The sequence below is a fragment of the Pleomorphovibrio marinus genome, from assembly GCF_003347495.1.
Lineage (GTDB): Bacteria > Bacteroidota > Bacteroidia > Cytophagales > Cyclobacteriaceae > Pleomorphovibrio > Pleomorphovibrio marinus.
This window is the reverse complement of record NZ_QCXY01000018.1, coordinates 23,883-37,098: the sequence shown is the minus strand read 5'-3', so window position 1 is coordinate 37,098 and position 13,216 is coordinate 23,883. Positions and strand designations below refer to the sequence as shown.

12 protein-coding genes are annotated in these 13,216 nt (G+C 45.3%); 7 read left to right on the top strand and 5 right to left on the bottom strand.

Translation table 11 applies throughout. The features are described from left to right. Window positions 1–50: 50 nt before the first annotated feature. On the bottom strand, window positions 51–1,307 hold the full coding sequence (locus tag DB520_RS25745) for a serpin family protein (protein ID WP_232835158.1): 1,257 nt from the start codon (window positions 1,305–1,307) through the stop codon (window positions 51–53). Window positions 1,308–1,529: 222 nt separating this feature from the next. Here DB520_RS25745 and DB520_RS25740 point away from each other — a divergent pair, with 222 nt between their 5' ends. From DB520_RS25740 to DB520_RS25715, 6 genes are all read left to right on the top strand, one after another. Next, window positions 1,530–2,771, top strand: a complete 1,242-nt coding sequence (locus tag DB520_RS25740) for a mandelate racemase/muconate lactonizing enzyme family protein (protein WP_114752659.1) — start codon at window positions 1,530–1,532, stop codon at window positions 2,769–2,771. Between the two features lie 27 nt (window positions 2,772–2,798). Further along, window positions 2,799–4,052 (top strand): galactonate dehydratase, encoded by a 1,254-nt coding sequence (dgoD, locus tag DB520_RS25735; protein ID WP_114752658.1) that lies wholly within the window; start codon window positions 2,799–2,801, stop codon window positions 4,050–4,052. Window positions 4,053–4,145: 93 nt separating this feature from the next. After that, window positions 4,146–5,375 (top strand): M16 family metallopeptidase, encoded by a 1,230-nt coding sequence (locus DB520_RS25730; RefSeq protein WP_114752667.1) that lies wholly within the window; start codon window positions 4,146–4,148, stop codon window positions 5,373–5,375. 8 nt (window positions 5,376–5,383) lie between these two features. After that, window positions 5,384–6,019, top strand: coding sequence for an O-methyltransferase (locus DB520_RS25725; protein WP_114752666.1), 636 nt, complete (start codon window positions 5,384–5,386; stop codon window positions 6,017–6,019). A gap of 281 nt (window positions 6,020–6,300) precedes the next feature. Continuing rightward, window positions 6,301–7,884 carry a LysM peptidoglycan-binding domain-containing protein gene (locus tag DB520_RS25720; RefSeq protein ID WP_114752657.1) on the top strand — a complete coding sequence of 528 codons (1,584 nt, stop codon included), beginning with the start codon at window positions 6,301–6,303 and terminating at the stop codon, window positions 7,882–7,884. 48 nt (window positions 7,885–7,932) lie between these two features. Then, window positions 7,933–8,928, top strand: a complete 996-nt coding sequence (locus tag DB520_RS25715) for a DUF3078 domain-containing protein (RefSeq protein ID WP_198675462.1) — start codon at window positions 7,933–7,935, stop codon at window positions 8,926–8,928. On the opposite strand, the gene DB520_RS25710 is transcribed toward DB520_RS25715, so the two are convergent. The 4 genes from DB520_RS25710 to DB520_RS25695 all read right to left on the bottom strand — a co-directional run bounded on the left by DB520_RS25710 (window position 8,925) and on the right by DB520_RS25695 (window position 12,713). After that, entirely contained in the window at window positions 8,925–9,320 is a 396-nt protein-coding gene (locus DB520_RS25710) for a hypothetical protein (protein WP_114752656.1), read from the bottom strand. The two genes, DB520_RS25715 and DB520_RS25710, sit on opposite strands and share 4 nt — an antisense overlap. Before the next feature lie 176 nt (window positions 9,321–9,496). Next, window positions 9,497–10,642 (bottom strand): DNA polymerase III subunit gamma/tau, encoded by a 1,146-nt coding sequence (locus DB520_RS25705; protein ID WP_114752655.1) that lies wholly within the window; start codon window positions 10,640–10,642, stop codon window positions 9,497–9,499. 82 nt (window positions 10,643–10,724) lie between these two features. Beyond that, complete coding sequence (locus DB520_RS25700; RefSeq protein ID WP_114752654.1) at window positions 10,725–11,516, bottom strand: DUF481 domain-containing protein; 792 nt, start codon at window positions 11,514–11,516, stop codon at window positions 10,725–10,727. A gap of 318 nt (window positions 11,517–11,834) precedes the next feature. Next, the gene (locus DB520_RS25695; protein ID WP_114752653.1) at window positions 11,835–12,713 is read right to left on the bottom strand and encodes a GNAT family N-acetyltransferase; all 879 of its coding nucleotides are present in this window, start codon (window positions 12,711–12,713) and stop codon (window positions 11,835–11,837) included. 178 nt (window positions 12,714–12,891) lie between these two features. On the opposite strand from DB520_RS25695, the gene DB520_RS27520 reads away from it, so the two are divergent. Continuing rightward, window positions 12,892–13,026 carry a hypothetical protein gene (locus tag DB520_RS27520; protein ID WP_262511333.1) on the top strand — a complete coding sequence of 45 codons (135 nt, stop codon included), beginning with the start codon at window positions 12,892–12,894 and terminating at the stop codon, window positions 13,024–13,026. Window positions 13,027–13,216 lie beyond the last annotated feature (190 nt).

Genomic DNA, 13,216 nt, shown 5'->3' with positions numbered 1-13,216 from the left:
GCATAATCCGTTTATTGATGCGCTTGCCTACATCTAATTGATTTCTCTTTTTACAATTGAGAAGGATCGCCCAATTGACCGATAAAGAGAATGGCCCCACTGTGATTGTCTTGGATAAAAAACACGAAAGGCTTGTCAACTCTCAACATTCTCGGCTGTTGTGGCCCTGCTGAAGTTGTAAATATCTCTACCACAGTGGCGGCAGCAGCCTCGGTACCTTTTTCATCCACTTCTATAAATGCATCATGAATAACTCTACTAATGGCAAGGGGCTCGGTGGGGTGGTCAAACAACTTTGTGAAATTCCTTGTACTGGGCTCGAACACCAGGTTAAGTCCCATTTCCTGCAAATCCTCCTTAAGGTTTTCGATTTTGTAACCCATTATAAACTTAGGGAAATGAAGGATGAGATTTTGCTCTAGGGCATTTTCTCTCCAAAACTCTAATTTCTCCAAGTTGAAGGATTCCATTTTATCGTCGAGGTCATGCTCCTGGGACATAATTATCCCCATGTTGTAATGTCCGGTGCTATATGGAATTTCCAAATAATGAAGTCCGCCCTCGGCGTATCCCCTTAGGTTGGCAGGTTCATCATACTGCAGCATTTCAACTTGTACCTCTCGGTTTGGGCTGGGATAAAAGGGGGCTGTGTTTGTAGAGGTAAACCTGTATTTCCATTCCCCCTTAAAATAGAGGGCATTTACGAGATACATCACTGCATTGGAAGGAATGGCATCCAGCATATCCTTGATTAGGCCATTGGTATTCGTCTCTATCCAGCCATTAATCACATTTACGGATTGTGGATTCGTCATGTCCAGAGGGGCAATTTCCGCACTGTAGTACTTGCTCACCGTATCTTTAAAGGGGGTGTACACCTGAAATTCCTGCCTGTACCAGATGGCATTTGCGATGGCCAGCCGTACCTTTGGATCCAACTCCAATAAGTACCGAGTCAGGGATTCAGCAGCCCTGTTTGCATTCTCCAGTTCCATCCCTTCATAGTGGAGCAGGTTCTTAAACTCCTCAAGCACCTCATCCTCATTCCCGTTCATGGCCAAAGCTAGCGCTTGGTGAATGCTGTAAGGGCTGTAGAATTGGTTGGGATCTCCATTTTTCCGGAGCTGCTGAAACAGATCAAGTGCAAATTGGGAACTGCTGTGAACCAATTCTCGCTCACTAGCCTCTAAAGCTCTAATATTGGCAGTAACGGGTGATTCAGTCCCTCCACCAAACCAATCACAAGAAGAAACCAGTAAAGACAGGGTTAAAAGCCCTAATGTTGTATTTAGGATAGTGATTTTCACTTTTTTTTAATTTTGATACCATAACCGAGACGAAAACATTTGTCAATCTGCTACAATCCTCTTTGAAGTAAAGGTAATCTGCCGAAATTAAATTTCACAAAACAGGCACAAAATCCGCTACCTGTCCTTTTATTTGGCCAATAATAAAAGAAGATGAACAGAAAGTTGTAGGTAACAGTGGATCTTTCTATTTTAATTTTTTCAATAGATCCAATATAACCTATGCAGAGAAGAGAATTCATTAAGCTTGGGGCTTTAGGTGGGGCCGCCCTTATGGCCGGACTACCGTTGACGATGGCCCATGCCAGATCAGATTTTAAAATTAAGAAAATCAGGTACTACGCTGCCCCGGGCTATACCAAGCCCCTGTTTAACCAGGCGCGAGGAATCGTGGAAGTAGAAACCGACTCCGGATTAATCGGAGTAGGCGAAGGCGGCACCCCCGATATGGTAAGACAATGTGCTGAAATGCTGATAGGAGAAGACCCCTTCCGCATAGAACATCTATGGCAATACCTGTACAGAGGCATGTTTTACCCTCCCGGGAGGGAAAAGCTACATGGCTTGGGAGCCATAGAGATGGCCTTGTGGGACTTGAAAGGTAAAGCCCTAGATGTGCCGGTATATGATCTCCTCGGCGGGAAGACCAGGAATTTCGTGGAGTGTTATGCCACTGGCTTCAGGGCATCCAATGCCAATACACCAGAAGGCAGAGCCCAGGACTGCATTGCCGCAGGCTTGCGAAGCTACCGTATAGGCCCTACAGGGGGCAACGGTGAGGAGCCTTTTGACTTTTACGAACATTCCAAAAAAACGATTGACCTCTGCGAACGCATTGACAAGGCGGTTGGGGGATCGGGCAATTGGGCCATAGACCTACACACCAGGTTTGACACTCCTGAAGCTATAAAAATTTGTTCTGAACTTGAGAAAATGGAGCCCTATTTTGTGGAGGACATTATCCGCTCGGAAAACCCAGAAGTCTACCGTACCATAAGAAATATGACCAAAGTTCCCATAGCGGTGGGAGAGCAGTTTGGGGATAGGTGGGACACCAATGTGCTCATGGAAAACCACCTTATTGACTATAGCCGGGTCACTCTTCCCAATACCGGGGGTATCACAGAATTGAAGAAAATCTTGGCCATTGGAGAGACGCACTACGTGGGGATCATACCGCACTTTACCGGGCCGCTTTCAACGGCAGCCCTAATCCATGTGCTGGGCTCATCTAGTCCAACACGGTGCATGATCGAGTTGGCGGGTGGAGAACCTGAAAAGCCTGACTATTTCAATGAGGACTTTATTGACTTCAGAGAGGGTAAAGTGTACCTGAACCCCAGCCCAGGCCTTGGTGTAACATTTGACCCGGAGAAGGCGGATTTCCTTTTTGAGATTACCGAAAACACAAAACATACTCACCCGATATTGAAAAGCCCTGATGGGGCAATTCACAATTGGTAACAGCCACCGAAAAAGCCCAAAATAACTATGAAAAAAACAAGACCCAACAAACAAAAAACAGGAGTATCTAGAAGGTCTGCCATACAGTCGGTTTTAGGATTGGCAGGTACCTCCTTAATCCTGCCCCTTTCCTCCTATGCCAACCAACCTGCTCCTGAAAACCTATATGGGGATGTGAAAATCACCAAGTTGGAGACCTTTCTCGTCAAGCCCCGTTGGATTTTCCTTAAAATCCACACCAGCGAGGGGGTGATCGGGCTTGGAGAACCATTGCTGGAAGGAAGGGCACTTACCATTCAGACCGCCATAAAAGAAATAGAGCCTTATTTATTGGGGAAAGACCCAAGGAGAGTAGTGCATCACTGGCAGGCGATTTATAGACATGCTTTCTACAGAGGGGGCCCCATACTTACCAGTGCACTTAGCGGCATAGACCAGGCCCTCTGGGATATCAAGGGTAAATTATTGGGTGTACCCGTTTATGAACTCTTCGGTGGACCTACCCGTGACAGGGTAAGGATTTACGGTAGGGCAAGCAATGCCGAGGACATGAAAAAAAGAAAGGCCGAAGGATACTCGGTCATCAAAACGGGAGTGGCAAAGAAAAAACCCGCCGGAATAGTGGAGAACCCCGCCTTCGTAAAATATGCAGTGGACAATTTCGCCTCACTCCGGGAAGCCGGAGGTGACGAAATGGATATAGGGATAGATTTCCACGGTGCCATCAGCCCACAAACAGCAAAGCTGCTGATCAAAGAATTGGAGCCCTTTCAACCCATGTTTATAGAGGAACCCTGCCAGGCACAAAATGTAGATGTGATGGTGGATATTGCCCGGGGCACCCATCTACCCATTGCCACCGGAGAAAGGATTTTCACCAAATGGGGGTTTAGGGAAATTTTGGAAAAAGGAGCGGCTAGCATCCTTCAACCAGATATCTGCCATGCTGGTGGGCTTACCGAATGCAGGCTGATTGCGGGAATGGCAGAGGCCTATTATGCCGCCATCGCCCCCCACAACCCCATGGGCCCCATTTCCTTGGCCTGCGGGCTACATTTAGCAGCCAGTATCCCCAATTTTCTGGTACAGGAACAAGTTTCACTGGGGGAAGGGTATTTGAAAAACCCGTTTAAGCTGCAAGCAGACGGAAGTGTTTTGATACCGGAGGGACCTGGGCTAGGTGTAGAGCTGGACGAAGATGCCCTGGAGGACAAAATAGGCCATGACTGGACCAACCCTGAAAGCTATGACCCTTTTGATGGCTCGGTAGTGGACTGGTAAAAATGCAGATTGCCCCAAGGATTTACCCGGTCTTTTTACCCTGTGTTTAATAATTCCAATTATTGCTGTTACTTTTGCAGGCAGAATATGGGCATGGTTTATCAAGTAAAAGAACTCAGCAACGGAATCAGAATAATTCATCAACTTATCCCACATACACGCATGGTGCATTCGGGTTTTGTGTTGGATATAGGCAGTAGGGATGAAGGGGAAGGCCAAGAAGGGTTAGCCCATTTTTGGGAGCATATGGCCTTCAAAGGCACCCATAAAAGGAAGGCTTTCCACATTATCAACCGACTGGAAGCGGTAGGGGGAGAGCTCAATGCCTATACCACCAAGGAGAAGATATGCTTTTATGCCTCCGTGTTGAAGCAACATTGGGGCAAAGCTTCCGAATTGCTCTATGACATTACATTCGACTCCATTTTCCCCCCCAAGCAGATAGAAAAAGAAAGGCAGGTGATTTTAGAGGAGATGGCCATGTACAGGGATTCTCCGGACGACTGCCTTCAGGATGAATTTGATGAATTCCTTTTTCCGGGTCATTCCCTGGGGAAAAACATACTTGGCACCGAAGAAACAGTGAATCATTTCAGTCAAAAGGATTTTTTGAGGTTTCTTCATGAACGGTTGGACACCTCAAGGATAGTTTTTTCCGTAGTCGGCAATATTAGTTTTGACAAAGTCCTCAAAAAGATCGTTCCTTTACTGGAAGAGATCCCTACCAAGACCAGCAGCCACCAAAGGTTTGCTGCCAACTCCTATGTTCCAAAAGACACCGTAGTGTATAAGGAGGTTACGCAGGCACATTGTGCACTAGGTAAGCAGGCCATATCCATCCATGACCAACGAAGGTTTAAATTGTACCTCCTAAATAATGTATTGGGTGGTCCCAGTATGAACTCTCGGTTGAACCTTGCCCTGCGTGAAAAGCACGGAATGGTATATAGTATCGAGTCGGTGTATCAAGCCTTCACTGATACAGGGTTTATTGGCATATATTATGGTACAGAAGAAAAAGCCGCATCCAAGGCCAGGCGCATAGTATTAAGAGAACTGAAAAGGATCCGGGAAAAAAAGCTAGGGACCCTACAGTTGCACATGGCCAAAGAACAGGCAATAGGGCAGATGGCCATGGCAGAGGAAAATTATGTGGGATTGATGCTGGTTTACGGAAAGAACCTTCTCGACAAAGGTTATGTGGATCCCTTGGAAACCATTTTTCAGACCATACGTTCCGCTACTGCGGATGAATTGCAGGATTTGGCAATGGAAGTATATGACGAATCACAACTGAGTTTTCTCACCTACCTACCAAAGTAACAGTTATGATGGATGAGGCACTAATCAACTACTGCGAAAGACACAGTGGTGCTGAGGACGAAGTGCTCAGGGCGCTAAGCAGGGAAACCCACCTTAAAGTTTTGAAACCCCGAATGCTATCCGGTCACCTTCAGGGTATGTTTTTGACCCAAATGGCTAAACTGCTCCATGCAAAAAACATATTGGAAATAGGTACCTATACCGGATATGGAAGTATCTGCCTGGCTAGGGGCTTGGCAGAAGGAGGTAGGTTGGTTACCATTGACATCAATGCAGAACTGGAAACGATGGCTAGAAAGTATTTTAAACTGGCTGGGCTCGAAGGCAAAATAGATTACAAAATCGGTAATGCCCTAGAACTAATACCCCAATTAGATACACAATTTGACCTGGTTTTTATTGATGCTGATAAGATTAATTATGTCAACTATTACAATTTGACCGTTGATCGTATAAGAAAGGGTGGCTTGATATTGGCGGACAACATCCTTTGGTCAGGAAAGGTATTGGCTAAAAACCGGAGAAAACTTGACAAAGACACGGAGACTATTTTGGAGTTCAATAAAATTGTTAACAAGGACCCCAGGGTAGAAAACCTAATTTTGCCTTTTAGGGATGGAATAATGATGGCTAGAAGAATATAAATGTAAGATGAAGAAATCGAGCCTGCCTGGACGGCAGTCAGGCATGAGGAGAACCTCACACGGAGAGATGATTATAGACTGCGAGATTCCCCCGAAACAAGTTCCCCGAAACGAGTTCGGGGCAGGCAGGGGCAGGCTATCTGACCACTGAAAAACAATTATAAACAGATGAAATCGAGCCTGTCCTGACGGCAGTCAGGGCATGACGCGAGCGACGCACGGAGGGATGATTAAAATCATGCGAGATTCCATGTGACCATTAAAGAACAAAATATAAACACATGAAAGTATTTCTTTTTTTATGGTTTTCGGTAGTTGGTCTTTCCCAAGTCCTTTACGCCCAGGTTCCCGAAGTGCCTTCGGTGATCTATTTTGCCGACATTACCCTGAAACTCAATGAGCAGGCGAGAAGGGAAATACAGGCGGATGTGAACGCCCTGTACCGCAGCCCCAATTACTTTCAAATCAAGTTGGACAGGGTTAATCTTTACATGCCAACAGTGGAGCGGGTTTTAAGAGAACAAGGGGTACCCACGGATCTAAAGTACCTAGTTATCCAAGAGAGTAGCCTAATTTCCGATGCAGTATCCACCTCAAACGCTGTGGGTTTTTGGCAATTCAAAAAGGGAACGGCAGAGGAGGTGTTTTTGAGGGTGGACAACCAGATCGACGAAAGGAAAAACATCGTGGCCTCCACCAGGGGGGCAGCCTTGTATCTCAAAAAACATCAAAGTCACCTGAACAACTGGGCCTGTGCCCTGGTGTCTTACCAAATGGGACTGGGTGGTGCAAGGGGCTATTTTGGGGACAAATACAATGGAAAAAAAACCATGGATATTGACCGCAATTCCCATTGGTACCTAAAAAAATACTTGGCCCATAAAATAGCATTTGAAGGTAAGACTGGGATGCTAGTAAGTAACGGGGATTACCTTCATGAGCACCCTGTAAGAGGGCCAACCACATTGGCAGCGTTGTCCAAATCTCTGGGAGTAAGTGAAAGCCACTTAAAGGAATACAACAAATGGACTACAAATGGACAAATTCCAGGAGATAAAACCTACTTTGTCACCTTCATCAGAAAGGACATCGCACCATCCCGGCCTGCCATAGCCAGTAGCACGGAGACCAGCCCCACAGCAACTCCGGACTTGAGTGGCCCAAGGGCCAGGCAGGCTCAGGCCTACCCCAAGGTAAGTGGCAATGTTTCCAAGGCCACCCAGCCCGGACAGATAAAGGTAAACGACATAAGAGCCGTAAGGGCGTCTAGAAGTGGTCCAATTACCCAACTAGCCATCCAAACTGGGAAAAGGGAACGTAAACTAAGGCGCGTAAACGACCTGAATAGATCAGATGCCATCATTGAGGGGAACTATTACTACACCAAAAGGAAAAAAGCGAAAGGAAAAGTAGGGGAACATATCGTCCAGCCAGGTGAAACCCTTTGGTCTATTTCCCAAAAATACGGCATTCGCCTGCATTCCTTAAAAGCCAAAAACAGATTATATAAGGACAAGGATTTGCAGCCGGGGATGGTTCTCTTGCTTCAGGACTACAGAAGAAGGAATGAGGAAATAGAAATAGTAAGACCTTCCCAGCCAAAGACACCTGTTCAGCAGACTTCTGTGCCTTCTCCTCCGGCAAAATCTTCTCAGCAGGCTCCTGCCACTCAGGCCAATTCTGGAAGGACTTCTCAGTCTGATAACAGTAATGAGCAGGGTATAGAGCATCAGGTTCAACCTGGGGACACCTTGTACGCACTTTCTAAGAAATATGGTGTAAGTATAGACCAGCTAAGGAGCTGGAACGGTCTAGAGGAATCAAGTATTTTAAAAGTTGGGCAAAAATTGAAAATCTACCAGTAGTGGAAAAAGGGATCTTTCTATATTTGCAAGCGAAAGCTATTTGATCATATGCGACAGATCCTCTTTATTCTTTCTTTAGCCAGCTTTTTTTTAACGGCTTTCCCCGTTATTGCGCAGGAGGATCAAATAATACGTGCAGACACTGTCATCATCAGTGGGGACACTCTTGTGATGATAGGGGATTCCCTGATCATAGAACCTACGCCCATTGAACTTTATTGGGAATCGGGAGGGAATTTCACCCTGAGCATACAGCAGGTGGCATTGAGCAACTGGGCGGCTGGTGGTGCCTCCTCATTTGCCCTTAACACGGGGCTGCAGTTATTTGCAAGTTACAAAAAGGACAAAAAAATTTGGGACACAAAACTCACGGTCAATTACGGTATCAACAGACAGGGGGGCAGAGCCTACCCTACTCGTAAAACCAACGACAACTTTATTTTTATCAGCAAATACGGACGGGAGTTGACCGAGAAGATTTACCTTTCTACCCAAATAGATGCCAGAACCCAGTTGCTCGAAGGTTACCGGTATTTCAGGCCGGCAGGAGCAGAACAGGAAAACCGAAACCGGATTTCTGATCTACTCAGCCCAGGGTACGTTCAATCCTCCACGGGTTTGAACTACCAGGTAGAATATGGGACAAACAACAAATTCTCCGCTATTTTCTCTCCATTCACAGGAAGATTTACTATTGTGCTTGATGATTCCCTCAGCAATGCCGGTGCCTTTGGTGTGGTGCCAGGTGAAAAAGTAAGACCTGAGGCAGGAATTTCGGTGGGCTCATCGATTGATACACAATTGATGGAAAATATCCGTTGGAAAGCCGACATCAATTTATTCTCCAATTATGAGAGACTGGGAAATGTGGTAGTCAACTTCAACTCCGTAATAAACCTAAGGGTAAACCAATACATCACCACACGTATAGAGACGGTAATGATCTATGATGAAAGCGTATTTATAGAACAGGACGACGGCACGGCATCTAGGGCCATTCAACTCCAGAACTTGATAAACTTTGGCATAGCCATAGATTTTTAAAAGTCCGTTTCCAATCCAAATCTTTTTTGGAGCTCCTTGAGTGCCGGGGACTTTTCCAGCAAAAAGTTCAGCTTATCCGTGGAAGTATAGAGGTTTTTACCCGTATTCTTTTCCTCTAGAATTTCGCAGGAGGCTTCCACCTCCGGGTGTTTTAGTTTTTGCTTGAGCAGCCGGTTGATCTCGGGTTTGCATTTTTCAAAAATATCCTGTTGTAATTCTCCGTGCAGAAAAAAATGAACCTGGTGCGTTCGCAACTCAAATTCCTGCTTGAATACGGCAATTTCCATATTCCTATGGCTTTGCTTATAGCCAAAAATGATTTCTTCGAGGGCTTTGGCGACTTGTTCCCTGGTAATCTCCAACTGGGATTCTGAAGCCTCCTCTTCTTTCACCGGAGTCGGTTTTTCTTCTCTTGATTCTTTTCCTCTCTCTTTCTCCTGAACGGCCGCCTTGGCCTCATCAATGTTCTTCGGGATGGTTAAGGTCCGTTTAACGGGGGCGGCGGGCTGGTTCTTCCCATTAAAGGGCAGGGATGATGGTTCAGTTGCTTCTTGCGGCGTCTCCTCGCCTATGTTTTTTTTTTTGTTTCTTCTTGTGCTACTGCTGCCAAGGTAATGGCATGAGGAAGCTTAGCCAGCTTCATCAAAACAAGTTCCACATGGAGACGTTGGTTTTTGCTGGTTTTGTAGGAATGGTCTGCCTGGTTACAAATGTTCAAGGCGGATAAAAGGAAGGACAAAGTGGTTTTTCCGGATTGCTCCTTATAGCGCTCCTTAGCTCCTTCCGAAACCTCCATGAGGGCGATAGTAGCTGAATCCTTACTCACCATCAATTCCCTGAAATGTGCCGACAAGCCAACCAAAAAATTATGTCCGTCAAACCCTTTTTTCAGGATCTCGTCGAATATCAACAAGGCCGAGGAAATGCTTTCTTCCAACAGGGCATCAGTGACCCTGAAATAATAATCATAATCCAGAATATGCAAGTTGGAAATAGTCTCCTGGTAGGTTACCGTTTTTCCAGCTGAAAAGGTAACAATCAAATCAAAAATGGAGAGCGCATCCCTTAATGCCCCATCCGCCTTGGTGGCAATTAGTCGCAATGCCTCATCCTCATAACTGACGTTTTCCTTTGCCGAAATATACTTTAGGTGTTCGGCTATATCATTAATTTGAATCCGGTTGAAATCAAAAATCTGGCACCTGGAAAGGATAGTGGGGATAATTTTGTGCTTCTCTGTAGTGGCCAGAATAAAGATGGCATGCTTCGGGGGCTCCTCCAAGGTTTTCAGAAAGGCATTAAAGGCAGATACGGAAAGCATATGAACCTCATCGATGATATACACCTTGAATTGCCCTTTTTGGGGCGCATATCTTACTTGATCTACCAAATTACGGATGTCATCCACCGAGTTATTGGAAGCTGCATCCAATTCATGAACGTTAAAAGCACTGCTAGTGTCAAAAGCCTTACAGGAATCGCATACGTTACACGCCTCCACGTCTGCTGTCCTGTTTTCACAGTTAATGGTTTTTGCCAAAATCCGGGCACATGTAGTTTTCCCCACACCTCTGGGGCCGCAAAAAAGAAACGCCTGCGCCAAATGTTGGTTCTTTATGGCGTTTTTCAGCGTGGTGGTAATGTGCTGTTGGCCTACCACACTCTTGAAATTTGTGGGCCTGTACTTCCTGGCCGAAACTACAAAATTTTCCATCGCCGCAAGTTATAAAATTTATCCTTTTCTTAGACCAAGCCCCTTCATTTTTCGGTGATATTCCTGCTGATGTTTTCCCTCCCTAAAAATCAAAGGAAAGCCCAGTCCTAAAGGAAAAAATCAAATTGGTAATAGGGACTACAGGTCTATTTTCATAGTTGATTTCAAAAGTGTTGGTAAAGGATAGCCAGTCACTTATCTTGGTGTTTAGCACCGTACTACTGCTTATCCTATGCCTGAAATCCGATATCATAGGGTCATACCCCACCTGATAGTAGTTTACTGTATTGATATCCACATACTCATTCAGGGTAGCCCTGAAAGAAAGGTAGTTTGAGCTTTTCACAAGGTCTATTTCCACAATTTGCTCCTCATAGGGGTGCCTCCAGGTTTCCCATTCATAGAATCCACCCAAACCAAGGATCAGTCTTGTTTTCTGGTTATCGATAAGGTTTATACGAAAAGATCCTCCTGCCAACAGTCGTGGGTCTAGTCCCCTAAAGTTGTCGAAAGAGTATTGTGTGAAAATCTCGTAGTTGACCTTTTTGTCCCGGAATAGATTCATTCTCATATGGGCAAAACCAAAATTAAGAAAATCATTTTCATTAATCCTCAGATAGTCCAGCTTGGAAACAAGGACATAGGCATGCTCATTGGGATAGTATAGGGCGTTAACATCAAGGTTATAGCCAAATAAATTCACCGGATCATCCACCCCTGCACTACGGTTGAACATATTCAGACCCGCAGTGGTCTTAACCATAAATGTCCTGGCCGTGTCTTTTTTCATCCTCAGATTTTCAATATTGAGGATTTGTGCTTGGAGATGAAAACAACTACTAAAAAAGAGGAAAATAATAAATGCTTGTTTCATGTGTTTATAATTGTTTCTTATTGGTCACATGGAATCTCGCAACGATAATCATCCCTGTGTGTGACGTGCTCGTCATGCTCGATTTCATATGTTGTAATTGTCTTTTAGCGGTCATATAGCCTGCCCCTGCATACCCCAAACTTGGTTCGGGGGAATCACGCCATGCCCCGTAGCTATCGGGGGGACATCCCCCCGAGTGACGTGCTCCTCATGCCTGACTGCCGTCCAGGCAGGCTCGATTGCAAAACGCTATCTTGGATTGGTTCAAAAGGGCTGCAAAGTTAATCAGCTACTATGAAAGCACAAAAAACAGGCTAATTATCCCAACTCGGGGCCAGCCACAAGAAAGTAGTTTTCCGGTCGGCCTGCAAAAGCATTACTTTTGAAATACATGCGATAAAGGTCTCTCTGTTTTTCGAAGCCCGCACCCTCTGTGGTTTTGACTAGTTCCGTTTGATGTTTGCAAAGGTCCATCACCACCTTTCCTCCTGAAATTTGGGAAACAGCTTTAAATAGTAATTGATTAGCGATTCTGCTATCCTTGGCCACCAAGGGGCCAATTTGGGTGAAACGGGTTCCTGGTCTGCCCAGCACATACCCCAATACCTCCCCCTCGTTTTCTGTATACCAAGCTAATTCAGGTGCTAGGCTATGGAGATGATTAAGTACCACACTCCTGTTTGCCCCAAAGTAAGGACTATCCCATTGGATTAAGCCCTTAAGGTCTGATGTTTGTATTGGCATCAGGGCGCTTCCTTCAAGGGGTTTGATAGGATACCTATCCACATCAAGGACATACCTTGCCAATGCGAATTCCTCTACAAATCCCAAGGACTCATACACTGGGTATCCCGCAGGTGTGGCATCCAGCTTGATGGATGAGCAATTTCCCAGTCTTTCGATAATCTCTTTAAGCAGCAACTTGCTAATACCCCTCCCTCTGTATTCCTTTTGCACTAGCATCATACTGATCCATGCCACTTTTTGTTCAAAGGCAAGTGCGGTCACGGTACCTACCAACCTATCCTTTACTTTGGCACCAAGGCATAAATCCGGATTGCATTGAAGGAATAGATTCCAATCCTCAAGGGTCTGGTTCCAGCCCTCTGCGTTCTTTAGTGCCATGGCCACTTCTAGGTCTTGGGGCCGCATGGGCTGGAGGCTGATGGGTGTGGAGGAAAGATTTGGCTTGGACATCCGGTAAATTTAAAAAAATCTGGTTTGCAACAAGAGGTAACTGTTCCTTTCTTTCGTCTATTTCTTCCCAAAACCTGGTTTGAAAAGCACCTTATTTTAGGGTGAAAATTTATTAATCGTTATTTTTCTATCGACGATAGTCACAGTGCCCGTACAATCACAGCACAAAAGTTCCGCCATGGACCAAGCAGCTTTTGATATAGTTGCCGGATTGCCCTATGGGGGAATAGGTGGAAAATTGAGTTATAATCCCGCAGATCAATTTACCATATTTGGGGGATTGGGGTATAATTTCTTATTGAGTTCAAATTAGGGCCGGGTGGAGAGAAATCATCGTGGGGCTGAAATGAAAGTGGTGGAAAGACCATTTTAATCCCCTATTCTTTAATTCCTTGAGTCAGGTTTATTAATAACAGGAACCTGAAACCAATAGGGACAGTTTATCAAAGGAGCGTAATAGGAAAACTGCCCAGTCCAATAATAAACCCATACAAATGTCTGCA